The organism is Rhizobium anhuiense (genome assembly GCF_003985145.1).
GTDB classification, from domain to species: Bacteria; Pseudomonadota; Alphaproteobacteria; order Rhizobiales; family Rhizobiaceae; genus Rhizobium; species Rhizobium anhuiense.
The window spans coordinates 106,810-131,221 of the sequence record NZ_ML133522.1; the positions used below are offsets into that span (position 1 = coordinate 106,810).

Genomic DNA, 24,412 nt, shown 5'->3' on the forward strand with positions numbered 1-24,412 from the left:
TTGTTAAAAGCCTTGGCGTTATAGTTTTTGTAGTCGATATTTCATTCATTGCTGGAGCTATATTTTTGAAATCAGCCGGGGACCTTCTGGAGTTGGCTTGCCGCCGGATCGCTGATCTGGATACCCCGGCCTATGTCAAGAACAGCGAGCTGCGCTATATCGCCGTCAACGAGGCCTATGCCCGTTTTCTGGGCCGCGAAATCTCCGATTTCATCGGCAGACGCAGCCGCGAACTCTTCGACCGTCCCGAGGAAGAGGAGCGCGAGGACAGGGAACGCCGCGCGCTGGTGTTCGGCACCGAGGAAAGCGCCATCTGTTTCGATGCGGCAGGCCTTGGCCATGAGCGCATTCAGATCGAAAGCTTCTCTCCGTCGCCGGAGCGGGCCTATGTGCTCGGCATTTTCGAAGTGCGCGAGGCGCCGCGCCGCGCCGTTGGCGATAGCGGTGTCGCCGCCGATTTCGCTCGCGTGCGCGAGGTGCTGGAAAAGCTTGATCATCCGATCGGCATCTTTGCCGGGGACGGCCGCCCGCTGGTCGTCAACGCCGCCTACAGTAATGGCGCGAAGCCTGCGGCCGCCGGAGATTCGGCCTGGGGCGAGAGCGTCAACGAACTCGACGTTCTCCGCACTGTCCTGGAGGACCTACCGGTTGCAGTCTTCGTGCGCGATGACGGGCACCGCCTGGTCTATGCCAATAAATATTACGACACCTTCAGCGGCCACGACCGCTCCCAGATACTGGGAATGACCGAATATGAAATGTTCGGGCCGGAAGGTGGCGAGGCGATCTACCAGGAAAACCTGCTGGCGTTGAAGTACGGCACGTCGGTGGAGATCGAAAGCGAAATGCCGAGCAAGAGCGGCCACGTCTATCCCGTCATCTCGCGCGTCAACCGCGTCATGACGGCGGACGGCCGCACTTATGTCGTCGGCTCTTTTTCCGACATCTCGCCGCTCAAGGAACGCGAAAAGGCGCTGATTGCGTCGCGTAAGCAGGAAGAAATCCTGCACCGGGATATCGAAAGCATCCTGCGTTCGCTGCCGGTCGGCGTGCTGATCCTCGATAACGACCATCGGATTCTCTACGTCAACGACGAATTCTACAGCATCTGGGATCTGCCGCTCGACGATCGCTTCGACGGTCGCCACTTCATCGACGTCATCCGCCGCAATTACGAGCTCGGTCGCTACGACGGCACGCAGACGCCGGAGGAAATCTACGCCTTCCGCAAGCACCTGTTCGAGACAGATGAGCCGGAGCCGATCGAACTCGGCTGGGCGGGCAGCAAATCCGTCATCTTCGACAGCCGCCGCCTCTCCCACGACCGCATCCTGCTTTCTTATGCCGATATTTCGGCGGTGCGCGAACGGGAAAAGGAAATCCACGAGGCGCGTGCGGCGCTGGAGCAGGTCGGCGAGATGATGCGCGATGCAACGCGCGCCATGTCGCAGGGGATCGCCATCGTCCAGGACGGCATCATCAAGCTATCCAACGAAGCGCTTTCAGAGATCCTGCGCATTCCGGCCCCCTATATCGAGCCAGGCGTGAGCTGGCTCGGGCTCTTCGATTTCTGCGCGGTGCGCGGCGATTTCCATGATGCGGCGGCCGAGATCCTGCAGGGCTGGCGCGCCAATATTGCGGCGCGGCAGCCGATTTCCACCGTCTTCCATGTCGCCGGGGAACGCTGGGTCAACATGGAGGCGACGGTCAGCGAGGGGCAGCATTGGGTGGCGCTCTTCACCGACGTCACCGAGCTGAAGAGCCGTGAGGAGGAACTGCGGCAGCTGCTGTCGCGCGCCGAAGCCGCCGACCGCGCCAAATCCGAATTCCTCGCCAATATGAGCCACGAGATCCGCACGCCGATGAACGGCGTTCTTGGCATGGCGGAGCTGCTTGCCAAGACCAATCTCGACACGCGCCAGAAGACTTTCGTCGACATCATCGTCAAATCGGGCAATGCGCTGCTGACGATTATCAATGACATCCTCGACTTCTCGAAGATCGATGCCGGACAGATGAAACTGCGCAAGGCCGCCTTCGATATTACCGAAGCGGTGGAGGACGTGGCGACACTCTTGTCTTCGCATGCCGCCGAGAAGAACATCGAGCTGCTGGTGCGGGCCGCACCCGACCTGCCTGCCGCCGTGATCGGCGATGCCGGGCGTTTCCGTCAGATCGTCACGAATCTCGTTGGCAACGCCGTCAAGTTCACCGAGCGTGGCCACGTCTTCGTCGATCTCGGCTTTCAGGCCGCCGACGGCGGCGAGATCATGGCGAGCATCCGCATCGAGGATACCGGTATCGGCATCCCGCCGGAGAAACTCGAATCGATCTTCGACAAGTTTTCGCAGGTGGACGCCTCCTCGACCCGCCGGCATGAGGGAACGGGCCTCGGCCTTGCGATCACTGCCGGGCTCGTCGACCTTTTCGGCGGGTATCTCAACGTCGAAAGCGAAGGCAACAAGGGCTCGGTCTTCACCGTCAATCTGCCGTTTGCGGTGGCGGCCGCCCGCATCGAACCGAAGCCGTTGCCGATCAACGTGCAGGGCGCGCGCGTCCTCGTCGTCGACGACAATGACGTGAACCGGCGCATTCTGACCGAGCAGCTTGCTCTCTGGGGTTTCGACGGCGTGGCCGCCGAAGGCGGCGGTACCGGCCTTGCGATCCTCGAGGCGGCGGCCGATCTCGGCATTGCCGTCGATGCCGTGGTGCTCGACTATCACATGCCCGATATGAACGGGGCCGATGTCGCGCGCCGGCTCCGCGCCGATCCCCGCTTTGTCGAATTGCCGATCATCTTCCTGACGTCGATGGATATTTCCGGCACGGAAAAGGAATTCGCGGCGCTCAACGGCCACGCGCATCTGATGAAGCCGGCGCGCGCCAACGTGCTGCGCAACACCGTCGTCGAAGTGGTGCGCGCCAGCCGCGTCAAGCAGGCCTCCGAGGCCGAGATCGCCCGGCTGCAGAGGGAAGCGGCGGCACCGGCAAAGCCGCCGGCACCCGCGCCGCAGAAGCGGGCGGCCGAATTCGTCGACGTGCTCGTTGCCGAGGACAACGAGGTCAACCAGATCGTCTTCACGCAGATCCTGCAGGGAACGGGTCTTTCCTTCCTCGTCGTCGAGAATGGTGAGGCGGCGGTCGCTGCCTGGGAGCGGCATACGCCGCGCATCATCATGATGGATGTCTCCATGCCCGTCATGAACGGCCATCAGGCGACCCAGACGATCCGCGAAAGGGAAAAGGGCCAGGGGCACCGCGTGCCGATCATCGGGGTCACCGCCCATGCGCTCGAAAGCGACCGCGAGCTTTGCCTCGACGCCGGCATGGACGATTACATGTCGAAGCCGATCAGCCCTGAACTATTGGAAGAGAAAATCCGGCAATGGCTCGGAACGAGCGAGCAGCAGCCGGAGCGCAGCAGCTATTAATCCGCGCGCTGACCGGGGGACGCCTTGATACCGCAGAGCATTTCGCGCTTGCCGGCGAAGCCTTGGCGGCGCTCGACGGCAAAACCGGCGGCAATGAGGTTGCGGCGCACGAAGCCGGCCGCCGCATAGGTGGCGAACGTGCCGCCGGCGGCACTTTTCTCGCAGACGAGCCGCATCAGTTCCTCCGACCACATGTCGCCGTTGCGTGACGGGGCGAAGCCGTCGAGATACCAGGCGTCGAAGCCGGGCTTTGCCGCGGCGACACCGTCGAGCGCGCGGCCGCAGACGACGCTGAGTCGCGTCTGAGGATCGAGATCGAGCGAGACGGTTCCAGCAGGCGTCTGCGGCCAGGCCGCCGTCAGCGCCTCGCGCTCGCTATCGATCTCCGGCCAATGCGACAGCGCCCGGCCGATCTCTTCGCCACGCATCGGATGGAGCTCGAAGGAGATGAAATGCAGGTGCTGGCCGCCGGCTCGGTGGAGCTTCCACTGCCGCCAGGTCTCGGCGAAGTTCAGGCCGGTGCCGAAGCCGAGCTCGCCGATCATGAATTCCTGCCGCCCGTTCCAGCGCTCAGGCAGGCCGTTGCCGGCGAGGAAGACGTGGCCGCATTCCAGCCGGCCATCCGTCTGGCAATAAAAATGATCGCCAAAGGCGGTGGAATAGGGCATATCGCCGTCGCGCCATTCGAGCGGCTGCGGCGCGCCTGCGCCAATCTGATCGGGGTTCACGTCTGTCATGGAAAAAGCCGATAATCCTCAGCAGGTCTCAGGTCAATCATCCTCGGAATTGCTGATCGTCGGCGGCGGCATCATGGGTCTCTGGGCGGCCGTCCACGCCGAGCGCCGGGGCATCCGTACCCTTATTGCTGACGCCGGCAGATTGGGCGAAGGCGCAAGCGGCGGCCTGCTCGGCGCGCTGATGCCGCATATGCCGGATCGGTGGTCTGAAAAGAAGCAGTTCCAGTTCGATGCGCTGGTCCTACTCGAAGCCGAAATCGCAGCGCTCGAAGCAATGACCGGGCTTTCCGCCGGTTATACCAGGTCCGGGCGGCTGATCCCGTTGCCGAAGCCGCATCTCAACCGCATAGCGTGCGGCCATTTCGAAGACGCCGAGCGCCATTGGCGGGCGGGCGAGCGCCGCTTCCACTGGCATGTGCTCGACAGTCCGCCGGTCGATGGCTGGATCGAGCCGTCCGCCGGCAAGAGCGGCTTCGTGCACGACACGCTCGCCGCGCGCGTTGCGCCGCGGTTGCTGATCGCGGCGCTTACCGCCTTCCTGCGGCGGGCAAAACACGTGCGGATCATCGAACATGCCAGGGTTGCAGGCCTTGATCCCGATCGCGGCACCGCCGAAATAGGCGGCGAAAGCTTGGCTTTCAGCCGCTGCATCCTTGCCGCCGGCTATCAGTCCTTTCCGCTGTTGCAGGAGCTGACGCCCGGGCTGAAGCAGCCGCTCGGCCAGCCGGTCAAAGGGCAGGCGGCTCTGTTGAAAGCCGATATCGACCCGTCGCTGCCGACGATCTTTCTCGACGGGCTCTATGTCGTCGCACATGAAGGCGGGCACGTGGCGATCGGCAGCACCAGTGAGAACCGCTTTGACGATCCCATGTCGACCGACGCCCAGCTCGACATGCTGATCGAGACGGCGCGGGTGATCGTGCCAAGCCTTCGCGACGCCCCGGTCGTCGAGCGCTGGGCGGGGCTTCGCCCGAAGGCGATCGACCGGGATCCGATGACCGGTCGCCACCCCGATCACCCACGCCTGATCGCGCTGACCGGTGGCTTCAAGGTCAGCTTCGGCCTAGCGCACCGGCTGGCGGAGGCGGCGATAGCAATCGCAGGCGATACAGATTGCGGATTTTTGTTGCCGGAAAGCTTCGCAATTTCAAGCCACATCGCGGCGGCTTCACGTTAAACGTGAATTAGGCGCCGCTGCGTTTCGTTATTCTGTCATGCAAATCACCTATCTGCTTGCGCATCGACAGCGCCTGAAGTCAGCGGCGCTCACTTCCTTGATGGAGGAAATTGCATGCGCTATGCCATTTGCTTCACGCCCCCGGCGAGCGACCCGCTATCGCTCGTGGCCGCCAGTTGGCTTGGCCGCAACGTGTTTTCGGGCGATATGGTGGAGCCTCCGGCCGTTCGTGGTCTCGGCATTCACGAGATCGCCTTCCATACCGCCGTGCCGCGGCGCTATGGTTTTCACGGCGTTTTGAAGACGCCATTTCACTTGTCTCACGAGATGTCGGAAGCGCAACTCTTGCGCGATCTGATGCGTTTTTCCGGGACCTTCGTTCCCTTCCAGATTCCGCGTATCGAAGTCGCCCGGCTCGGCAATTTCTACAGCCTGCTGCCGAGTATTCCCTGCGAGCAGATCCAGTATCTCGCCTCGGCGATCGTGCAGGAATTCGATCGTTTCCGCGCGCCGCTGAGCGAGGCCGAGATCGAACGCAGCGATCCGGACGGGCTGTCGGCGACGCAATTTGCCAATCTGCATCGCTGGGGTAGCCCTTACGTGATGGAGGAGTTCCGCTTTCATATGCCGGTGACAGGCCCTGTCAACGCGATCGACATGCCGCGCATCGAGCCGGCGCTGCAGACGATCTTCGAGCCTGTGTTATGCGAGCCGGTCACGGTTTCCAACGTGGCGCTGATGATCGAGGAGGGCACCGGCGGCCCTTTCCGCGTTCATTCGCTGCATCCGATGGGCAAGGTCAGCGCGCGCAAGATCGCCTGAATATCCAGGCTAAAGATTTGTTCCGTAATGGGAAAATCCCGTTGCGCAGTTTCCGTCTCGACATTCCGGCTGCGGATGCTACCGTTCCCCGTCTTTTCAGAAGGTGATTTGATGGTATCCGAGACCTATCCGCGCAATCTTGTCGGTTATGGGCGTTTGACGCCCGATCCGAAATGGCCGGACGAGGCACGCGTCGCCGTGCAGTTCGTCATCAACTACGAGGAGGGCGGCGAGAGTTCGATCCTTGACGGCGATCCGGCTTCCGAAAACCTGCTGTCGGAAATCGTCGGCGCAGCCGCCTGGCCTGGGCAGCGCAACCTCAACATGGAATCGATCTACGAGTATGGTTCGCGTGCCGGCTTCTGGCGGCTTTGGCGGATGTTCACCGATCTCAAGGTGCAGGCGACCGTCTACGGCGTGACGCTGGCAATGGCCCGCAACCCCGAGGCCGTCGCCGCGATGAAGGAGGCCGGTTGGGAAATTGCCAGCCACGGCTACCGCTGGCTGGAATACAAGGATTTTCCTGAAGATCTGGAGCGCAAGCATATCCTCGAAGCCGTGCGGCTGCACACCGAACTCACCGGTGAGCGGCCTTACGGCATGTATCAGGGCAAGCCTTCCGACAATACGCTTCGGCTGGTGCAGGAGGAGGGCGGTTTTCTCTATTCCTCCGATTCCTATGCCGACGACCTGCCTTATTGGGTGAAGGGCGTCGACGGGAAACCCTTCTTGATCATCCCCTATACGCTCGAAACCAACGACATGCGGTTTGCGACGCCGCAGGGCTTCAACGCCGGCGATCAGTTCTTCACCTATCTGAAGGATGCCTTCGATACGCTTTATGAGGAAGGCAAGGCGAGCAGCCCGAAGATGATGTCAGTCGGCCTGCATTGCCGTCTCGTCGGGCGCCCGGGCCGGGCGGCGGCACTGAAGCGGTTCATCGAATATGTGCTGAAGCACGACAAGGTCTGGATTCCGCGCCGCATTGAGATCGCCGAGCACTGGCACAAGCATCATCAGCCGGATGCGCTCTGATGATGTCGCGCGAGGATTTTGTCTCCCGCTTCGGCGGCGTCTTCGAACATTCGCCTTTTATTGCCGAGCGCGCCTATGACGCCGGCCACCTGCCGGCGCCGCTGACGGCATCAGGCGTGCATGCGGCCCTTGTGGCCGTCTTCCGGGCGGCAAGCCGAGAGGAGCGTCTCGGCGTGCTGCTGGCTCATCCCGATCTTGCCGGGCGCCTCGCCATAGCAGGCGAACTCACCGAAGACAGCCGGAAGGAGCAGGCCGGCGCCGGTCTCGACCGGCTGAGCCCGGCCGAACACGGCCGCTTCACCGAACTCAATTCGGCCTATGTCGAAAAATTCGGCTTTCCCTTCATCATCGCCGTCAAGGGGCTCGGCAAAGACGACATCCTGTCGGCGTTCGAAACTCGCATCGGCAACGATCGGGACGAGGAATTTGCGACCGCGACGGCGCAGGTCGAGCGGATCGCGCTGCTACGGCTGACATCGATGCTGCCGGAGGCTGAATGAAAGAGCGGCGCGCTATCGATTATCTCAACGAGATGTATGAGGCAGCATCCGAAGCGCTGTCTTTCGTCGGCGGAATGGATGAGGCGGCGTTCGCCGGGGACAAGCTCACCTTCAAGGCGGTTGCCTTCTGCCACTTCACCATCGGTGCTGCGGCGTCCCGCCTGCTCGTCACACATCCGGAATTTGCGACCGAGCATCCCGACCTGCCATGGACGAAAATCTGTGGCACGGGCAATCGCATTCTCGAGGACGTCTTCGATCTCAATCCCTCCGAAATCTGGGAGGCGACGTATCGCACGCTGCCGGAACTTCTTTCCGCGATCGACGCTGTCCGTTACTGGCATGCCCAAGGCGAGTGAAGCCATGTCCGAATTTCTCGAGATCCGCCCGCTCACCAAATCCGCCTTCGCACCCTTCGGCGAGGTGATCGAAGCCGATCCGGCCTCGATGCGGCTCATCAATGGCGGCACGACGGAGCGTTTTCACGCGCTGGCCGCCGCTGAAGCGACAGGCGAAGGCGCACGCGTCATCATCAACCTCTTTCGTGGCCAGCCGCGTGCCTTCCCCTATGAAATCACCATGATGGAGCGGCACCCATTCGGCAGCCAGAGTTTCTCGCCGGTCTCTGGCCGTTCCTTTCTCGTCGTCGTTTCCGAGGACGAGAACGGCCGTCCGCACAGGCCGCAGGTGTTTCTGGCGCGTGGCGATCAGGGCGTGAACTACCGCCGCAACGTCTGGCATCATCCGCTGATGGTGCTCGGCCAAGCCTCAGATTTCCTGGTTGTCGACCGCGATGGGACGGGCAATAATCTGGAAGAATTCTTCTTCGAAACCCCTTACATCATCAAAGAGCCAGCCCCATGACCGGACTGACCACGCATGTTCTCGACACCGCCCTCGGCAAGCCTGCCGAGGGTCTGAGGATCGATCTTTTCCAGCTCGACGGCGAGATCCGCAGACATCTGAAGACGGTCGAGACCAATGCCGACGGCCGGGTCGCCGGTGGCCCCATCCTGGTTGGCGAAGGCTTCCGGGCCGGCATTTATGAACTGGTCTTCCATGCTGGCGACTATCTGAGGGCGAGCGGCACGCCGCTGCCGCATCCTGCCTTCCTCGACATCGTGCCGATCCGCTTCGGTATCGCCGATGTCACGGCGCACTACCATGTGCCGCTGCTGATTTCGCCCTATGGCTATTCCACCTATCGAGGGAGTTAGAGCCTTTCCTGGTCAGATTGAAGCATTCTGTTGGCTCAAACGGAGTTGGATGGTCGACCGGCCGGCGCGCGTCGTAGCCCAGCTCTACGGCCAAGCCGGCCGGTCGATCAGCCGGCCCGTTTCAGCCAACCCGAAGGGCTGGGCATCTTTCCGCCAGGATCAAAGGCGATCGGCTCGGACGTACCAAGAGGTATGCCCTTCGCCAATCGCCTCTGCCCTGACGAAAACCTGCTCCGGCAGAATGCTTCAATCTGACCAGGAAAGGCTCTAAAAATGCGGTTTGCGGCAATTGCGGATATCCACGGCAACCATCTGGCGTTGGAGGCGGTGCTTGCGGATATTCGTGCGCAGGGCATCGATGAGATCGTCAATCTCGGCGATTTCTTCAGCGGACCGCTCGAGGCGGGCAAGACGGCAGACCTGCTGATGCCGCTTAGCCTGACCTCGGTTCGCGGCAATCACGACCGCTACCTCATCGAACAGGATCCGGCTTCCATGCATGCCTCGGATGCCGCCGCCTATCGGCAATTGTCGTCGTCGCATCTCGATTGGGTGCGTAGCCTGCCGTTCGATACCGTCTATCGCGGCGAGGTCTATCTCTGCCATGCGACGCCGAAGGACGACAATCTCTACTGGCTGGAATCGGTTTCCCCGGAGGGCTTCGTCTTCCAGAAACCGATCGAAGCGATCGAGGCGCTGGCGGAGGGCGTCGACCTGCCGCTGATCCTCTGCGGTCACAGTCACATTCCCCGAGCTATCATGCTTTCCGACGGCCGCCTCATCGTCAATCCCGGCAGCGTCGGCTGCCCGGCCTATGACGACGAACTGCCCTATTACCACAAGGTGGAGGCCGGTCATCCGCTGGCCAGCTATGCCATTCTGGAAAAGACGGCGACCGGATGGACATGGCAGTTCCGAGCCGTCGCCTATGACCATAAGGCGATGTCGGCACTGGCCGCCGAAAGGGGCCGTGCCGACTTGGCAGGCGCGCTAGCAGCGGGTTGGGTGAGATAGAGCACGATGCCGAAAAGTGTGAACGGCTTTCGGCATCGTGCGCTAACTATTTAATTTAGAACAGGATTCAGATTTTAGGCCGAACCGGCCTGATCTAGTCCAGACCCGTCAGCGCGGCGATCATTTCTCCTTTGGTGCCGGGGGGACGATCGGCTTTGCCGGGGCTGCAGCCGGTGTTGCCGGCTTTACCGGGGCTGCGGCAGGTATTGCCGGTCTTGCCGGTTTTGCGCCATCGAGATTTCCAAGGAGGGACGAGATGGCGTCGTCGCCCTCGAAGCCGGCCTCCTTCAACAATTTGTCGAGGATCGGTTTGTTGGCCTGATAGGAGAGGAGCTGGCCTGCCAGTCCTTCGCCGAGGCCGATGCCGGTTCCTCCGGTCGCGCCGTTTCCGCGGCCGAGCATGCCGCCGGTATCGAAGATCCTGATATCGGAGATCTTCTCGATCGGCTTGACCGCCTCGGCGAGTGCTTCGGGAATGATGCGGATACGCTCGCGGGTGATCTCGAACTCGATGATGGCAGCGCTCAACTTGTTGCGGGCGTCGTTAAGCAATGCCTCGCTCTCGGCAGCGGCCTTGCCGGTTTCGAGAATACCCTTGGCCTTGATGATGGCCGCATCCGCTTCGGCGGTCGCAAGCGTCTTGATGGCCTCGGCCTGGTCGCTTGCCGCCTGTTTTTCGGCCTCGGCGCCGACGGTGACGGCGGTTGCTTCCGTCTCGGCCTTCTTGCGCGCGTCGATGACGGCGATCTGCCTTTCGCGTTCGGCGATCTCGATCGCCTTGGCGGTGCCGACCTTTTCCTCCGCCGCTATCGCCAGCGCGCGGGCCGCTTCCGCAGCTGCCTTCGCTTCGGATTCTTCGCGGCTCTTGTTGGCAACGGCGATGGCGCTCTCCTGCGCCACGATCTGCAGATCACGCTTGGCTTCGGTGTCGCGCTGCTGGACGGCGCGGGCGGAATCGATGTTGGCGCTTTCGCGGGCCTGCTTGGCGGATGCCTCGCGTTCAGCGATCGCCTGTTCGGAGGCGATGCGGGCTTCCTCTTCGGCGCGTTTGGCGGCCTGTTCCTGCTGCGCGGTTTCGGCGCGTGTCGCCGCGGATTTGTTGGCGATGTCGCGTTCCTGGCTGAGCTCGGCTTCCCGCTTCGTCCGCTCGATGGTCAGCGATTGCTGGCGGGCCTCGAGATCCTTCTGGGCGATGGCGACTTCGGTATCGCGAACGATCTCGTTTCGCTCCTTCTTGCGTCCCTCGGTGATGCGGGTCAATGCGGCGAGACCTTGCGCATCGAAGAAGTTGTTGGCGTTGAAATGCTTGATATCGGTCTGGTCGAGGCGGGTCAGCGACACGGATTCGAGCTCGAGGCCGTTCGACTGGAGATCGGCGCCGACGGCTTCCTGCACGGCCTTGACGAAATCCATGCGCTGTTCCTGCAGCGCGTCGAGGTTCATCGTCGCGGCCACCGAGCGAAGGCCGTCGACGAATTTCGCTTCGATCAGGATGCGAAGCGCCTCGGCATCATTGGTCCGGTTGCCGAGCGTCTGGGCGGCAAGCGCAATCGAGGAGGCATCGGGTTTTACGCGCACATAGAACTCGGCGCCGATATCGACGCGCATGCGGTCCTTGGTGATCAGCGCATCACCTTCACCGCGGCGAACTTCGAGCCGCAGCGTCTTCAAATTGACCCTGGCGATCGAGTGGAAGATCGGCAGGACGACCGAACCGCCGTCGAGCACGACCTTCTGGCCACCGAGGCCGGTGCGCACATAGGCCTCATCGCGGCTGGAGCGTGTGTAAAGAGAGGCGAGGACAAAACCGATGCCGAAGATCAGAACAATCCCAATGCCGGCTGGTAGAATAACGTCGTATATCATTGCTGGTCCCTCAAAGATTGATTGTCCGCATCGGTCGGGTCGGCCAGTGCGGGAATGGCGATATATACATCTGCCGTGCGGTCGACGAGGAGAACCTCGGTGCCGACCTTCAGAGGCTCCTGATCTCTGGCGGCCTTGGCTCTCAGCACGTGCCAGTTTCCATGCTGGTCCTTGACGCGGACGCGTCCTGGCAGCCCCTGATCGAGCGGGCCGAGCGATACTTCGGCCGTCCGGCCGATGAGCGCGTCGAGATCGACGGCATAGGTCTCGTCATGCGGCACGAGCCGCGCCACGGTCCTGCTCGACGCCCTGACCATGGGGATGGCAACCAAGATGGCGGGAAGAGCGGCGACGGTGGCGGGAAGCGGTGCCCAGAAAGCATTGGCGACGGCCTGTATGGCAAAGCCCGTCATGGCGAAGAAGCCGAGCGCCAGCATGATGAGGATGAGCAGGGGAACACCGCCGAGATTGAGCCAGGACAGGTAGCCCGCAAACCCGTCATGGCCATGGAAATCCGGTTTTCCTAGAAATTCCATGATCGAAAAACCCATGACGGTCGCGAGCATCTCGATCGCGGTCAGGCCGGCGAGGACCGCGGCGGCGATGGCGAAGGGGGCACATTCGGGGGCGAAGAGAAGTGCCATCGCCGTTACCGGTTATCCGCCTTGAAGCGTGCGAGGCGCGCTTCGATCGCCTGTTCGCGGTGCAAGCGGTCGAGTTCGTCCAGCTCCGAACTATGGGCGTGCTCGCCTGATGGAACACCGGTCAGCCGCGACACCGCCGCCGCAGCCCGGGCAGCATCGGCGCCCGGCGCGGGCCGGCTGTGACCTGCTGCGGCGTCTTCGGGATGCCTGGCGATGCTGCGCTTGAAATCGGCAAGGCGGGCGTCCGCCTCGCGGCGCGTGGCGAGCACGGCCTGAAGGGCTTTCTGGCCCTCGTCCAGCTGCTCCCTGGCATCGGCCAACGCCTTGTCGAGCGCCGCGATCTGGGATTCGAGATCGATCTGCCGGGCGACGCCGGCCTTTGCCAGATCATCGCGCCCGGAAGAGACGGCGAGGCGGATCTTCTGGTCGAGCGCGTTCATGTCTCCGACGATCTCGTCCTTGCGGCTCTGGATGCGATATTCCTCGGCACGCGCCTTGCCGAGATCGGTGCGGGCCTCATCCGCTGCCGCATCGATCTCGCGGATCGCCTGTTCGATGACGGCGATCTTGTTGACGCCTTCCGCCTTGTCGACCGCCGCATTCGCGATGCCCGCGATCAGGCGGCCCATGCGGGAAAGAATGCCTTCATTCGTCATGTTTTCCTCCATCCGAGCGGAATTCGGCGTGACGCCGATGTGAATCTCGTAACGATCCTGGCCGGCCACAAGATAGGCCGGAAAAATACTCTCCCATCCCCTGGAATAGCCCGCGACATCAAAGGGTACGGCAACGCGCCCGTGCACTGTGGCGATCGTTAGATCCGCGGGGCCTTTGATGGCGAAAAGCTTGTCGTCGAGCGGCAGAAGCGGGGGATCGGCACTCGCGCCGCGATTGGCGGCGAAATCGCGAAGACCGAGTGTCACCAGCCGCGCCGGCAGCCCCGTCTGCTCGCGGACGGTTTCATAGGCAAGTTCATGCAGGAGGACGAGATTGGCGCCCGCCCTGTCGTCGATGCGTTCGTTCAGGATGTCGATCATCCTGCGATAGGCGGCAAGAGTATCGTCCAGCGCCTGCCGGGCCTGTTCATCAGGCGCCAGCGTGTAGCGCAGCAGCGATAGGTGCGGTGTCTTGCCTGTGTTCGCCATAGGATAAAACATAAAGCACCGCTTTGGTGCTTTCAAGGGGTTGTGCTAAAAATACAACCTAAGCTTAACATGGCGTTAGAAGGAGAGGCAGCGTCCTATCGGGCGGCGGTATGCGCCTCGCGAATACCGGCGCTGATACGGTTGATGATGGTCCATATGAGAAGGAGAGCCACCACCGCCCAGAGCCACGAAGTCCATGCTGCAAACGTACCGCCAACCGCGACAAAGATGCCGAGCGCGCCGAAAAGCACCGCGCGGTCGCTCTTGCCCAGCGGCCCGTCGTAACGCCGGCTTGCCCCGACCGTTTGACCCAGAACGCCGGCAAATTCCGTCAGCGCCGAGAGGAATATGACTGATAACGCCGGCACCAAGCCGTTCGGATCGATGAGCGCAAACGGCAAATACAGGGCGACATCCGACACGACATCACCGATCTCGTTCAGATAGGCGCCTAAAATGCTCTTCTGCCCATGTTCGCGCGCGAGCATGCCGTCGATGGCGTTGAGGCCCATGCGCAGGAGAAACCATACCGGCACCAGCAGGAACCAGTGCGGAAGCGGGGCGACGCTCAGAAAAAGGCCCAATGCAACCGAGACGGCGGCGGCAACTGAAGTCACCTGATTGGCGGTGACGCCTCGCGCCGCGAGGGAGCGCACCAGAGGGCGAAGAATATTCTGAAATCGGGACTTCAATTGATAAACAGACATGCTACCTCATTGGAATTTCGTGGCATTTGAACAGTCTATCCCGGCTCGGGCAGTGCAGATCGTCGCAGCTGTGAGGAAGGCCGCACTTCATATCGGTTCATGCAAAGGACTTACATTTGCAACTAGACTTTTGCAATGAAAGCAAATCACTGTGCTCGCCAATGGATGCAACCTATCCACCCATCAGAATTGGAGAAGAGCGTGCTGCAAACTGCCGATAGTGGGCAACCGTCCTCGACGGCCAGACCAATGCATGAATCAGAATTCGCATCGCATGATGGCACTCGGCTGTTTTATCGGGCGTGGCCTTCGACGAGCGCTGCACCGAAGGGCGTGATCATTCTTCTCCATCGCGGCCACGAGCATAGTGGCCGCGTCGCTCATCTCGCCACCGAACTCGGTCTCGATGATTTTTCCTTCTACGCCTGGGACGCACGCGGCCATGGGCGTTCACCGGGAGAGCGCGGCTATTCTCCATCCTTTGCTGCCTCGGCGCATGATCTCGATTGCTTCGTCCGCCATGTCAGCGAGACAAGCGGTACTTCAGTCGAAGACATCGCCGTCATTGCGCAGAGTGTCGGCGCGGTCCTCGCCAGCACCTGGGTGCACGACTATGCGCCGCCGATCCGTGCGCTCGTGCTTGCCTCGCCGGCCTTCAGCGTCAAGCTCTACGTGCCTTTTGCCAAAGAAGGCATCGCGTTCTGGGAAAAGCTCAAAGGTACATTCTTCGTCAATTCCTATGTCAAGGCGAGGTTCCTGACGCATGATCCCGAGCGCATCGCCTCCTACGAAACCGACCCATTGATATCTAGGCCGATTGCCTCCAACATCCTGGTGCAGCTCTATGAGGCGGCAGCCCGCGTCGTCGGCGACGCCCGCGCCATCACCGTCCCGACCCAACTGCTGATCTCCGGCAGCGACTGGGTGGTGCGACAGGCGCCGCAGCACCGGTTTTACGAAAACCTCGGCAGCCGGATCAAGGAACGGCATGTGCTTGCCGGCTTCTACCATGATACGCTTGGCGAAAAGGACCGCGCGATTGCGCTCGCCGAGGTCCGCCGTTTTATAGATGCGCGTTTTGCCGAGCCCCGGGCACCTGCCGACCTTCGCAACGCCCATATCCAGGGCTATACAAAGGACGAGGCCGACCGGCTTGCGAGCCCGCTGGACGCGACATCCCCACGTGGCATCTACTGGGCGCTCAGCCGCCTCAACATCAAGATCGGCGCCTTGGTGTCCGAGGGCATCAAGACCGGGGTCAAGACCGGCTTTGATTCCGGCTCGACGCTCGACTACGTCTACGAGAACAAGCCGCGCGGGCTCGGTCCCGGCGGGCGTTTGATCGACAAGGTGTTCCTCGAGGCGATCGGCTGGCGCGGTATCAGGCAGCGAAAGCTGCACTTGCAGGAGCTGATCGACCGCGCGCTGCAGCGCCTGAAAGCAGCCGGCCGCAGCACCCATATGCTCGACATAGCGGCCGGGCACGGCCGTTATGTGCTTGATGCGATCGAGGCGGCTGCCGTGCGTCCCGACAGTGCGCGGCTGCAGGACTATTCCCCCATTAACGTCGATGCCGGCCGCAACAGCATTGCCGCACGTGGACTGGGCGATTTCGTCAACTTCCGCCAGCAGGATGCCTTTGATGGCGAGGGGCTGGCAGCAACCACGCCGGCTCCGGATCTCGCGATCGTCTCCGGCCTTTACGAGCTGTTTTCCGACAATGCGATGATCGCCGCTTCCCTCAACGGGATCGCCCGCGCGATGCGGCCCGGTGGTCTGCTAGTCTACACCAACCAGCCATGGCATCCACAATTGGAGATGATTGCCCGCGCCCTGACCTCCCACCGCGGCGGCGAGGCGTGGGTGATGCGGCGGCGGACGCAAGAGGAAATGGACCAACTGGTCGCCGCAGCCGGTTTCCGCAAGATCGAACAGCGCATCGACCAGTGGGGCATTTTCACTGTCTCGTTGGCCGAGCGAGTTTGAGGGCAAAGCGTGGAGAAGGCACGTTCACCTTTTTCCCGGGCAGCACCGGTCCAGAAGCGGGCGGCGCTCTGGCTCGCCTTCCTGGGACCGTTCTTCTATCTGAGCTATGGCGGCGCCAATTGGCTGGCGTCGCAGCGCGCTCATGTGCCGAACGTCGCCTTCGCATGGGAAAGCGCCATTCCGTTCCTCGGATGGACGATCATTCCCTATTGGTCGATCAATCTGTTCTATGCACTCTGCCTGTTCATCAACACGACGCCGCGCGGTGTGGATATGCTGGCGAGGCGTTATCTAACGATCCAGATAATAGCCGTCGCCTGCTTTGTCGCGTTTCCGCTTGAAGCGACCTTCGTGCGGCCGGCAACGAGCGGCCTGCCCAGTTTCATGTTCGCCGTGCTCGGCGGCTTCGATAAGCCGTTCAACCAGGCGCCGTCGCTGCATATCGCGCTCCTGGTTGTGATCTGGGACCATCTGCGCGGCCGGCTGCCGCGCAAGGCACGGATTCTGTGGCACTTCTGGTGCCTCCTGATCGGTGCCTCCGTGCTGACCACGTGGCAGCATCACGTCATCGACATACCGACCGGCATGCTGCTCGGCCTGTTTGCCGCCTGGCTTTTTCCGCGCGATGCCGGTTCGCCTCTCGCGAATTTTGCGATGAGCGGCGATCCGAAGTCGCGTCGCCTCGGCATCTATTATCTATGCGGCGCCATCGCATTTCTCGGCCTTGCAACGCTCTGCACACCTCTATCGGCCGCGGCCCTGCTGTTGCTCTGGCCGGCTGTTGCGCTGGCGATCGTCTCGCTCGGATATCTCGGCGCCGGCCCGCAGATATTCCAGAAACGCGTCGATGGCCGGGCCACCCTTGCCAGCCGCTGGCTGCTGGCACCCTACCGGCTCGGCGCTCACATCAATATTTGGCTCTGGACCCGGGGAATGCCGGCGTCGGTGGCGATCGCCGACGGCGTCCATCTCGGTCGTTTTCCGCGTCGCTACGAGGCCGACCGTTTTGCCACGGTGATCGACATTACCGGCGAACTTCAGCGCCCCGGCGCGACACGCGCGCGCTGGTGCAGCTTTCCCACCCTTGATCTTACCGCCCTCGACAAGATCCAGACGCTCGCCGCGGCGAACCTCGTCGAGGCTGCGCGCGAGCAGGGACCGGTTCTCGTCTGCTGTGCGCTAGGTTTCCAGCGGAGCGCTTGCGTCATCGTGCGTTGGCTGCTCATCAGCCGACGTTGCGAAGATCCGGCCGAAGCAGTGCGGCTGATCGAACGGGCGGGGCGGCGTGTTCATCTGCCCGCGGAAAGTATCCATGCCGTGACGGAGGGCGTGCAATGACGCAGTGGAATAGCACGGCCTCGGCGGCGGCGCGAAATCTCGGCCGTAATTCGATCTTCTGCGGGCTGACGGCACTGTTGCCACTGATTGTCGGCCCGATCACTGCCGAATATCGAGGCTTCGTTCCACAGTTCGGCTGGCTCTTGATGCTGGTTTTCTGCGTGATTGTTCTTGCGCTGGCGATCCATCTTCTCTTCGATGCGCTGTTGTTTCGCCTCGCGGCGAGCCACGAGACCGAGACGGCCGGTCTTGCTGCCGTCGACGACCTGTTGTCCCGCATGCGGCTTCGCAAGCCTGACGGGACACCGTCTGGGCTCGAGAGGCGGATTGCCGGATCGCGTCGCATCGTCTGGCGGCAGCGTTTTGCGCTCGCCATCTGTCTCGTGATTTTCGCGATCCTGGTGCTCGATGCGACCGATGGGCAGCCGCTCTGCTGAATATGACGGCAGGCGATTGATGCAAGCGCTCCGGCACGTGTCCGGCAGGTCTTGCGCGCGCCAATCGCGACGGCGATTCCGGGATCCGTGACCCTTCTAGAGCAATTCCAGGAAAAGTGCGAAGCGGTATTCCGTCCGGAATTGCGTCAAAACAAGAGCTTAGAGCGGTTTTGCGTTTCCATGAAAAGTTGAACCGCTCTCAGCTGGCTTCTCCAGCAGCTTCACTGCCGTCCGTCGATGATCGACGAATTCACGTCGTTGATGTCGCGCTTGCCGCAGAGCGCCATGGTGATGTCCATCTCCTTGCGGATGATGCCGAGCGCCAGCGCCACGCCTTCCTTGCCCATGGCGCCGAGGCCGTAGAGGAAGGGGCGGCCGATATAGGTGCCTTTGGCGCCGAGCGCCACGGCCTTCAGCACGTCCTGGCCAGAGCGGATGCCGCCGTCGAGATGGACCTCGATACGGTCGCCGACGGCGTCGACGATCTTCGGCAGCATGCTGATCGAGGAGGAGGCGCCGTCTAGCTGCCGACCGCCATGATTGGAGACGACGATCGCATCGGCACCGGTATCGGCGGCTGCCTTCGCATCCTCCGGATCGAGTATGCCCTTGATGATCAGCGGTCCGCCCCATTGTTCCTTGATCCAGGCGACATCCGCCCAAGACAGCCGCGGATCGAACTGTTCGGCCGTCCAGGAGGAGAGGGACGAGAGGTCGGAAACATTCTTCGCATGGCCGACGATATTGCCGAAGGTGCGGCGCTTGGTCTGCAGCATCTCAAGGCACCAGAAGGGCCGGGTCGCCATCTGCCAGATATGCTTCGGCGTGAATTTCGGCGGCGCCGACAGGCCGTTGCGCAGATCCTTGTGGCGCTGGCCAAGGATCTGCAGATCGGCCGTCAGCACCAGCGCCGAGCATTTGGCCGCCTTGGCGCGGTTGATGAGGTTGAGGACGAAATCCTTGTCCCTCATCACGTAGAGCTGGAACCAGAAGGGGCGGGTCGTCACCGAAGCGACATCCTCGATCGAGCAGATGCTCATCGTCGAGAGCGTGAAGGGAACACCGAATTCTTCGGCGGCGCGCGCCGCCAGCATCTCGCCGTCGGCATGCTGCATGCCGGTCAGGCCCGTCGGCGCCAGAGCCACCGGCATCGACACTTTCTGGCCAACCATCGTCGTTGCCAGCGTGCGGTCGGTCATGTCGACCATCACCCGCTGACGCAGCTTGATCTGACTGAAATCGCTCTCATTCGCCGCGTAGGTCGATTCCGTCCAGGCGCCCGAATCCGCATAGTCGAAGAACATCTTCGGCACGCGGCGCTGTGCGAGTTTTTTCAGGTCGGCGATGGTGAGCGGGGTGGCCATGAATTGAACCTTCACATCTGAATGCGGCCATCGGCCATAACATGAATTTGGCGGCAGTGTTATGGGAAATTGGCCGTGTGAGGCAGCTTTTCACGGACCGATTTCGAGAGCAACGGCGCGCGTTATCGAAGTCCCGCCTTCAGCGCCACACCTGCAACATAGGTCTCGGCAATCGCCCGGTCGTCGCCCATCGTCTGCAGCAGGAATAGCTCCTCGGGCAGCGTCTTCACCACCTCCATCTTCAGCGCCATGGCCGGTGTCGCCGTCGCATCGAGCACGACGAGATCGGCTTCGGTGCCAGGTTCCATGGTGCCGATTCGGTCTGTCAGCGACAGCGCTTCGGCATTGCCGCGCGTCATCAGGTAATAGCTTTCCAGCGGGTTCAGCCGTTCGCCAAGCAACTGCTGGATCTTATAGGCCTCGTCCATCGTCCTGAGCATCGAATAGCTGGAGCCGCCGCCGATATCGGTGGCGACGCCGATACGGACCGGCTTTTGGCGCCGCGCCAGCGCCTTCAGCGGAAACAGGCCCGAGCCGAGGAAGAGGTTCGAGGTCGGGCAGTGGACGGCGACGGCGCCCGCCTCGCTCATGGCATCGGCCTCGCGCTCGGACAGGTGGATGGCATGGCCAAAGAGGCTTTTCGCCCCGAGCAGGCCGTAGCGGGCGTAGATGTCGGTATAATCGAGCGCCTCGGGATAAAGCTCGCAGGTGAATTTGATCTCGTCGTGGTTTTCCGAAAGATGCGTCTGGATGTGCAGGTCGGGAAATTCACGGGCCAGGGCCGATGTCGCTTCCATCTGCGCCGGTGTCGAGGTGATGGCGAAGCGCGGGGTAATGGCGACGTGATTGCGGCCCTTGCCGTGCCAGTCCGATATCACCTGGCGGGTTTCGTCATAGCCCATTTCGGGGGTGTCGAGCAGGCCCTGCGGGGCATTGCGGTCCATCATCACCTTGCCGCCGACCATGCGCATGTTGCGCTTCATCGCCTCGGCGAAGAAGGCGTCGGCCGAGGTCTTGTGCACGGAGCAATAGGCAACCGCCGTCGTCGTGCCGTGGCGGATCAGCTCGTCGTAGAAATGCGTGGCGATCCTTTCAGCATGCCTGCTTTCGACGAAGCGGCATTCCTCGGGAAAAGTATAGGTGTTCAGCCATTCGAGCAGGTTGGCGGCATAGGAGGCGATCACCTGCATCTGCGGAAAATGCAGGTGCATGTCGATGAAGCCGGGCATGATCAGATGCGGGCGGTGGTCGATCTCGGCCACATCAGCGGCTGCCTTTGCCTTGACATCGGCATAGGGGCCGATTGCCGAGATCAGCCCGTCCGTAATCAGCAGGCCGCCATCTTCCTCATAGAGATAGCTTTGGCTGTCGGTCAGGCTCAGCGGCGCGCGATGGAAGGACAGCAGGCGGCCGCGCAGGAGTGTCGTCGTCATTGTTTCTTGCCTTCGACTGCGTTTTCGAACCAGGCGACGAGCAGCTTGCGCTCGTCCGGCGTGATGTCGGTGATGTTGCCGGGCGGCATGGCATGGCTGCGGCCGGCCTGTATATAGATTTCACGGGCATGGGCGGCGATTTCGGCGTCGTTTTCAAGGATTACGCCCTTTGGCGGTCGCACGATGCCCTCATAAACCGGCTCGGCGGCATGGCACATGGAACAGCGCGTCGACACCAGTTGCTTGACGGCGGGAAAATGCGGGTCGCCGGCGAATTGCTGGAAGGCGGGCGCGACTGCTGCCGCATCCGTTTCGCCGGTCAGCAGCTTCGGCGCGGTCGAAAGCCACATGATCAGGATGAAGAGGATGACGGTGACGATCCAGGTCCAGGTCGGCCGGCCTTTCCTGGCATGCGTGGTATTGAACCAGTGGCGGATGGTGACGCCCATCAGGAAGACCAGGGCGGCGATCACCCAGTTGAACTGCGTGCCGAAGGCCAGCGGATAGTGGTTCGACAGCATGAAGAAGATGACGGGCAGCGTCAGGTAGTTGTTGTGCAGCGAGCGCTGCTTGGCGACCTGCCCGTATTTGGGGTCGGGCGTGCGCCCGGCGATGAGATCGGCGACGACGATCTTCTGGTTCGGGATGATGATCATGAAGACGTTGGCCGACATGATCGTCGCGGTGAAGGCGCCGAGATGCAGGAAGGCGGCGCGGCCGGTGAAAAGCTGTGTATAGCCCCAGGCCATGAAGACGAGCACGATATAGAGCACCGCCATCAAACCCCAGGTGTGCCGCCCAAGCGGGGATTTGCAAAGCACATCGTAGACGACCCAGCCGAGCGCCAGCGACGCCAGCGAGATCAGGATCGCGACGGGCGCACTGATATCGAGCACATGCCGGTCGATCAGGAAGAGATCGGCGCCGCCGTAATAGACGATGCACAGCATCAGGAAGCCGGAAAGCCAGGTGAAATAGCTCTCATATTTGAACCAGGTCAGATGCTCGGGCATCTGAGCGGGCGCCACCAGATATTTCTGGATATGGTAGAAGCCGCCGCCATGGACCTGCCACTCCTCGCCATAAGCGCCGGGCGGCAGATGCGGGCGTTTCACCAGTCCGAGATCGAGCGCGATGAAATAAAAGGACGATCCGATCCAGGCGATCGCGGTGATGACATGAAACCAGCGCGCCGCGAAGGCGAACCATTCCCATGCTATGGCATATTCATACATCGAGTTCCCCTATCTTCCTCCGACTCGTGACATTGCGGAAATTTTGGCGGGGAGGGAAGAGGAGATTGAAGGACTGCACACGCGCGACGACCCGGCGCGCCAAAGGAGCAAGGGAATGATCACCGCCCTCTACAGCGATCAGCTCATCGCCGAAAACGCGCCGATGGACCGCAGGATTGCAGCACTCGTCCGCGCTCGCGGAAACCGCATCGGCTATATCGCGTCGGGTCCAGACCCGGAGCGCGCGTTTTTTGATGAGAAACGGCAATATTACGCCAAGTATGGGCTTTCGCTTGATCTCTTTGTCGATCTCGATGCGCTCTCCGGCGATGAGGAGATCAGCCGGCTGTTCTCCTGTGACGCCATTCATCTTTCCGGCGGCCACACCGGCGATTTTCTGAGAAGGCTGCGCCAAAGCGGCATGCTGGACAAGTTGCGCGCATGGGCACTGAATGACGGAATTCTTATCGGAACTAGCGCCGGGGCGATTTTGATGACGCCGACAATCGCTGTCGACGCCCTCTTTTCTGGCGGTTCGCCCAATACGGTGCGGGATGGCGCGGCTCTCAATATGCTGCCCTTCGAATTCTTCCCGCATCTCGATGATGATCCCGGCTATTTCTCCGCGCTGCTGCGCTATAGTGAGACGACGGCGACCCCCATTCTTGCGTGCCGGGATGGTGAAGGAGTCATCATCAGCAATGGGCTCGTCGAGATCTTCGGCGCTCCGCTGATGATTTTCGACGGTTATGCCGAAGCCGCCGATCACGGTCGTATCGCCGATCTGCTGTCGCGTGCCTAAAAGCTGCCGAGAAGACTGTGCATTATCCCTGACTTATACTGCGCCTGCTAAAATAGCAGACCTTGAACTACGACGACTCGATTACAATTATTTTTGCAGGCCGCCGGAATAAAATAAGAACCGTTGGATCATCGGCGGCGCATTCATCGACGGAGAAGATGCCCATGCGCAGCATTCTGACGTGTGTGATGATTGCGTATGCGTCGTTGGCGACGGCCCACGACGCACCTTCGGGGTGGAGTTATGACCCCTATTGTTGCAACGGCGACAGTCATAATGGCGATTGCCAGATGATCCCTTCGAAAAGCGTGGCGGTGACGCCGGGCGGATATCGTGTGACGTTGATGCCTGGCGACCACCGGTTGGTCACGCATGCTCATGTCTTCCTGCTGCCGATGACGAAGGCGATGCAATCCGGCGATAACGACTATCATCTCTGTCTGTTCCCGAACGAGGATACGCCGCGCTGTTTTTATGCGCCGGAAATGGGATATTGAAGGCGGACCACAGCACCGGACCCGGCTCGCGAACCGGGTCCGGCATGGCGTCGTCAGAAAATCACCGCACAATTCAGGCGGCGTGCATCAATTTCCGGCTGCCTTCATCTCCTCGAGGATCCAGTTGCGGAAGGCCTTGATCTTCGGCACGTTGCGACGGTTTTCGGGGTAGGCGAGCCAGTAGGCCTTGCCGTCGCTGCGGGTCAGTTCGAAGGGCTGGTAGAGCCGGCCGAGCGTGATCTCGGCCTCATAGAAGGCCGGATGGAGGATGGCGACGCCATGGCCGGCGATGGCCGCATCGGCTTCCACGGCCTGGGAGCCAAGCTGGTTGCGCGGGCGCCGATCGAGATCCGTCTCCGTGACGCCGGCTGCCTCGAACCATTGTTTCCACCAGATATCGCCGGCGTCGAAGAGATCGAGCTTCAGGAGATCGCGCGGCTCCTTGATGCCGCCGGCCGCTTCCGCCAGCTTCGGGCTCAGCATCGGCGTGAACTCCAGCCCCATCAGCCGGTGCAGTGTCAGCCCCGGCCAGTTGCCGTCGCCCCAGCGGATGCCGACATCGATCTGCTCGCGGGTGAAATCGATGATGTCAGAGCTTGCCTGAAAGCGCACCGCGATCGCCGGATGCTTCAAGTGGAAAGAGCCGAGGCGCGGCGCCAGCCATTTCGAGGCGAAGGTATGGGTCGAGCTGATGGCGAGCGTGCCTTCGACGCTGTCGCGGGCCGTCGCCATCGCGTCGTGCAGCATGGCAAAGGCTTCGGTTACCTTCGGCGCCAGTCGCTCGCCGGTCTCCGTCAGCGCGATCTGGCGGGGACGGCGCAGGAAGAGCGGCTCGCCGACATTCTCCTCCAACAGCTTGATCTGGTAGCTAACGGCCGTCTGCGTCATACCGAGTTCGTCGCCTGCCTTGGTGAAACTTCCGAGCCGGGCAGCGGTCTCGAAGACGCGCAGCGCATTCAGTGGAAATTGCTTGGAAAGTTTCATGGATAAGTTCTCTTGATGCATGCAGACGGTCGTTCGATTGG

23 protein-coding genes are annotated in these 24,412 nt (G+C 61.8%); 14 read left to right on the forward strand and 9 right to left on the reverse strand.

Translation table 11 applies throughout. The features are described from left to right. Positions 1-65 precede the first annotated feature (65 nt). Entirely contained in the window at positions 66-3,431 is a 3,366-nt protein-coding gene (locus tag EEQ99_RS06580; RefSeq protein WP_063474470.1) for a response regulator, read from the forward strand. Here EEQ99_RS06580 and mnmC2 read toward each other — a convergent pair. After that, the gene (gene mnmC2 / locus EEQ99_RS06585) at positions 3,428-4,168 is read right to left on the reverse strand and encodes a tRNA (5-methylaminomethyl-2-thiouridine)(34)-methyltransferase MnmC2 (RefSeq protein WP_063474471.1); all 741 of its coding nucleotides are present in this window, start codon (positions 4,166-4,168) and stop codon (positions 3,428-3,430) included. The two genes, EEQ99_RS06580 and mnmC2, sit on opposite strands and share 4 nt — an antisense overlap. On the opposite strand from mnmC2, the gene EEQ99_RS06590 reads away from it, so the two are divergent. From EEQ99_RS06590 to EEQ99_RS06635, 8 genes are all read left to right on the forward strand, one after another. Next, the gene (locus EEQ99_RS06590) at positions 4,167-5,345 is read left to right on the forward strand and encodes an NAD(P)/FAD-dependent oxidoreductase (RefSeq protein ID WP_063474472.1); all 1,179 of its coding nucleotides are present in this window, start codon (positions 4,167-4,169) and stop codon (positions 5,343-5,345) included. The two genes, mnmC2 and EEQ99_RS06590, sit on opposite strands and share 2 nt — an antisense overlap. Before the next feature lie 114 nt (positions 5,346-5,459). Beyond that, positions 5,460-6,167, forward strand: coding sequence for a DUF1045 domain-containing protein (locus tag EEQ99_RS06595; protein WP_063474473.1), 708 nt, complete (start codon positions 5,460-5,462; stop codon positions 6,165-6,167). A 111-nt stretch (positions 6,168-6,278) separates the two neighbouring features. Further along, on the forward strand, positions 6,279-7,202 hold the full coding sequence (gene puuE, locus EEQ99_RS06600) for an allantoinase PuuE (RefSeq protein ID WP_063474474.1): 924 nt from the start codon (positions 6,279-6,281) through the stop codon (positions 7,200-7,202). Beyond that, positions 7,202-7,702, forward strand: a complete 501-nt coding sequence (uraD, locus tag EEQ99_RS06605; protein WP_028758997.1) for a 2-oxo-4-hydroxy-4-carboxy-5-ureidoimidazoline decarboxylase — start codon at positions 7,202-7,204, stop codon at positions 7,700-7,702. The genes puuE and uraD overlap by 1 nt, the downstream gene beginning before the upstream one ends. Continuing rightward, positions 7,699-8,061 carry a HepT-like ribonuclease domain-containing protein gene (locus EEQ99_RS06610; RefSeq protein WP_047611413.1) on the forward strand — a complete coding sequence of 121 codons (363 nt, stop codon included), beginning with the start codon at positions 7,699-7,701 and terminating at the stop codon, positions 8,059-8,061. Before uraD ends, EEQ99_RS06610 begins: the two co-directional genes overlap by 4 nt. Before the next feature lie 4 nt (positions 8,062-8,065). After that, on the forward strand, positions 8,066-8,566 hold the full coding sequence (locus EEQ99_RS06615) for an ureidoglycolate lyase (protein WP_028758999.1): 501 nt from the start codon (positions 8,066-8,068) through the stop codon (positions 8,564-8,566). Continuing rightward, a complete protein-coding gene (uraH, locus tag EEQ99_RS06620; RefSeq protein WP_063474475.1) occupies positions 8,563-8,919 on the forward strand; it encodes a hydroxyisourate hydrolase in 357 nt (118 codons plus the stop codon). The genes EEQ99_RS06615 and uraH overlap by 4 nt, the downstream gene beginning before the upstream one ends. Positions 8,920-9,192: 273 nt before the next feature. After that, positions 9,193-9,933, forward strand: coding sequence for a metallophosphoesterase family protein (locus EEQ99_RS06635; protein WP_127430169.1), 741 nt, complete (start codon positions 9,193-9,195; stop codon positions 9,931-9,933). 120 nt (positions 9,934-10,053) lie between these two features. Here the strand turns inward: EEQ99_RS06635 and EEQ99_RS06640 are convergent, their stop codons facing one another. The 4 genes from EEQ99_RS06640 to EEQ99_RS06655 form a co-directional block, all read right to left on the reverse strand. Next, positions 10,054-11,799, reverse strand: a complete 1,746-nt coding sequence (locus EEQ99_RS06640) for a flotillin family protein (RefSeq protein ID WP_063474477.1) — start codon at positions 11,797-11,799, stop codon at positions 10,054-10,056. Beyond that, complete coding sequence (locus tag EEQ99_RS06645; RefSeq protein WP_063474478.1) at positions 11,796-12,443, reverse strand: OB-fold-containig protein; 648 nt, start codon at positions 12,441-12,443, stop codon at positions 11,796-11,798. The genes EEQ99_RS06640 and EEQ99_RS06645 overlap by 4 nt, the downstream gene beginning before the upstream one ends. Positions 12,444-12,448: 5 nt before the next feature. Beyond that, entirely contained in the window at positions 12,449-13,588 is a 1,140-nt protein-coding gene (locus EEQ99_RS06650; protein ID WP_373289053.1) for a PspA/IM30 family protein, read from the reverse strand. Between the two features lie 95 nt (positions 13,589-13,683). Continuing rightward, positions 13,684-14,295 (reverse strand): CDP-alcohol phosphatidyltransferase family protein, encoded by a 612-nt coding sequence (locus tag EEQ99_RS06655; RefSeq protein ID WP_063474479.1) that lies wholly within the window; start codon positions 14,293-14,295, stop codon positions 13,684-13,686. Positions 14,296-14,496: 201 nt separating this feature from the next. Between EEQ99_RS06655 and EEQ99_RS06660 the strand changes: the two genes are divergently transcribed. The 3 genes from EEQ99_RS06660 to EEQ99_RS06670 are packed head-to-tail and all read left to right on the forward strand — an operon-like array spanning position 14,497 to position 18,056. Continuing rightward, entirely contained in the window at positions 14,497-16,281 is a 1,785-nt protein-coding gene (locus tag EEQ99_RS06660) for a bifunctional alpha/beta hydrolase/class I SAM-dependent methyltransferase (protein WP_063474480.1), read from the forward strand. Between the two features lie 9 nt (positions 16,282-16,290). After that, positions 16,291-17,619, forward strand: coding sequence for a phosphatase PAP2/dual specificity phosphatase family protein (locus tag EEQ99_RS06665; RefSeq protein WP_127430170.1), 1,329 nt, complete (start codon positions 16,291-16,293; stop codon positions 17,617-17,619). Then, complete coding sequence (locus tag EEQ99_RS06670) at positions 17,616-18,056, forward strand: hypothetical protein (protein WP_063474482.1); 441 nt, start codon at positions 17,616-17,618, stop codon at positions 18,054-18,056. The genes EEQ99_RS06665 and EEQ99_RS06670 overlap by 4 nt, the downstream gene beginning before the upstream one ends. Before the next feature lie 221 nt (positions 18,057-18,277). On the opposite strand, the gene EEQ99_RS06675 is transcribed toward EEQ99_RS06670, so the two are convergent. The 3 genes from EEQ99_RS06675 to puuD form a co-directional block, all read right to left on the reverse strand. Continuing rightward, positions 18,278-19,420, reverse strand: coding sequence for an alpha-hydroxy acid oxidase (locus EEQ99_RS06675; protein WP_063474483.1), 1,143 nt, complete (start codon positions 19,418-19,420; stop codon positions 18,278-18,280). 122 nt (positions 19,421-19,542) lie between these two features. Then, a complete protein-coding gene (gene guaD, locus EEQ99_RS06680) occupies positions 19,543-20,853 on the reverse strand; it encodes a guanine deaminase (protein ID WP_063474484.1) in 1,311 nt (436 codons plus the stop codon). Next, positions 20,850-22,088 (reverse strand): urate hydroxylase PuuD, encoded by a 1,239-nt coding sequence (gene puuD / locus EEQ99_RS06685; protein WP_063474485.1) that lies wholly within the window; start codon positions 22,086-22,088, stop codon positions 20,850-20,852. Before puuD ends, guaD begins: the two co-directional genes overlap by 4 nt. A gap of 115 nt (positions 22,089-22,203) precedes the next feature. Here puuD and EEQ99_RS06690 point away from each other — a divergent pair, with 115 nt between their 5' ends. Together EEQ99_RS06690 and EEQ99_RS06695 are read left to right on the forward strand one after the other, a co-directional pair. Further along, complete coding sequence (locus tag EEQ99_RS06690) at positions 22,204-22,890, forward strand: Type 1 glutamine amidotransferase-like domain-containing protein (protein WP_063474486.1); 687 nt, start codon at positions 22,204-22,206, stop codon at positions 22,888-22,890. Between the two features lie 164 nt (positions 22,891-23,054). Then, on the forward strand, positions 23,055-23,387 hold the full coding sequence (locus EEQ99_RS06695; protein WP_018243137.1) for a hypothetical protein: 333 nt from the start codon (positions 23,055-23,057) through the stop codon (positions 23,385-23,387). Between the two features lie 87 nt (positions 23,388-23,474). Here the strand turns inward: EEQ99_RS06695 and EEQ99_RS06700 are convergent, their stop codons facing one another. Beyond that, positions 23,475-24,371 (reverse strand): LysR substrate-binding domain-containing protein, encoded by an 897-nt coding sequence (locus EEQ99_RS06700; RefSeq protein ID WP_063474487.1) that lies wholly within the window; start codon positions 24,369-24,371, stop codon positions 23,475-23,477. Positions 24,372-24,412 lie beyond the last annotated feature (41 nt).

Bases quoted from the DNA above. Each gene is read 5' to 3' on its own strand.
- uraD (WP_028758997.1), top strand. From the start codon at position 7,202: ATGATGTCGCGCGAGGATTTTGTCTCCCGCTTCGGCGGCGTCTTCGAA.
- EEQ99_RS06700 (WP_063474487.1), bottom strand. From the start codon at position 24,371: ATGAAACTTTCCAAGCAATTTCCACTGAATGCGCTGCGCGTCTTCGAG.
- EEQ99_RS06670 (WP_063474482.1), top strand. From the start codon at position 17,616: ATGACGCAGTGGAATAGCACGGCCTCGGCGGCGGCGCGAAATCTCGGC.
- EEQ99_RS06615 (WP_028758999.1), top strand. From the start codon at position 8,066: ATGTCCGAATTTCTCGAGATCCGCCCGCTCACCAAATCCGCCTTCGCA.
- mnmC2 (WP_063474471.1), bottom strand. From the start codon at position 4,168: ATGACAGACGTGAACCCCGATCAGATTGGCGCAGGCGCGCCGCAGCCG.
- guaD (WP_063474484.1), bottom strand. From the start codon at position 20,853: ATGACGACGACACTCCTGCGCGGCCGCCTGCTGTCCTTCCATCGCGCG.
- EEQ99_RS06690 (WP_063474486.1), top strand. From the start codon at position 22,204: ATGATCACCGCCCTCTACAGCGATCAGCTCATCGCCGAAAACGCGCCG.
- EEQ99_RS06635 (WP_127430169.1), top strand. From the start codon at position 9,193: ATGCGGTTTGCGGCAATTGCGGATATCCACGGCAACCATCTGGCGTTG.
- puuE (WP_063474474.1), top strand. From the start codon at position 6,279: ATGGTATCCGAGACCTATCCGCGCAATCTTGTCGGTTATGGGCGTTTG.
- puuD (WP_063474485.1), bottom strand. From the start codon at position 22,088: ATGTATGAATATGCCATAGCATGGGAATGGTTCGCCTTCGCGGCGCGC.
- EEQ99_RS06595 (WP_063474473.1), top strand. From the start codon at position 5,460: ATGCGCTATGCCATTTGCTTCACGCCCCCGGCGAGCGACCCGCTATCG.
- EEQ99_RS06640 (WP_063474477.1), bottom strand. From the start codon at position 11,799: ATGATATACGACGTTATTCTACCAGCCGGCATTGGGATTGTTCTGATC.
- uraH (WP_063474475.1), top strand. From the start codon at position 8,563: ATGACCGGACTGACCACGCATGTTCTCGACACCGCCCTCGGCAAGCCT.
- EEQ99_RS06695 (WP_018243137.1), top strand. From the start codon at position 23,055: ATGCGCAGCATTCTGACGTGTGTGATGATTGCGTATGCGTCGTTGGCG.
- EEQ99_RS06675 (WP_063474483.1), bottom strand. From the start codon at position 19,420: ATGGCCACCCCGCTCACCATCGCCGACCTGAAAAAACTCGCACAGCGC.
- EEQ99_RS06650 (WP_373289053.1), bottom strand. From the start codon at position 13,588: ATGGCGAACACAGGCAAGACACCGCACCTATCGCTGCTGCGCTACACG.
- EEQ99_RS06610 (WP_047611413.1), top strand. From the start codon at position 7,699: ATGAAAGAGCGGCGCGCTATCGATTATCTCAACGAGATGTATGAGGCA.
- EEQ99_RS06655 (WP_063474479.1), bottom strand. From the start codon at position 14,295: ATGTCTGTTTATCAATTGAAGTCCCGATTTCAGAATATTCTTCGCCCT.
- EEQ99_RS06645 (WP_063474478.1), bottom strand. From the start codon at position 12,443: ATGGCACTTCTCTTCGCCCCCGAATGTGCCCCCTTCGCCATCGCCGCC.
- EEQ99_RS06590 (WP_063474472.1), top strand. From the start codon at position 4,167: ATGGAAAAAGCCGATAATCCTCAGCAGGTCTCAGGTCAATCATCCTCG.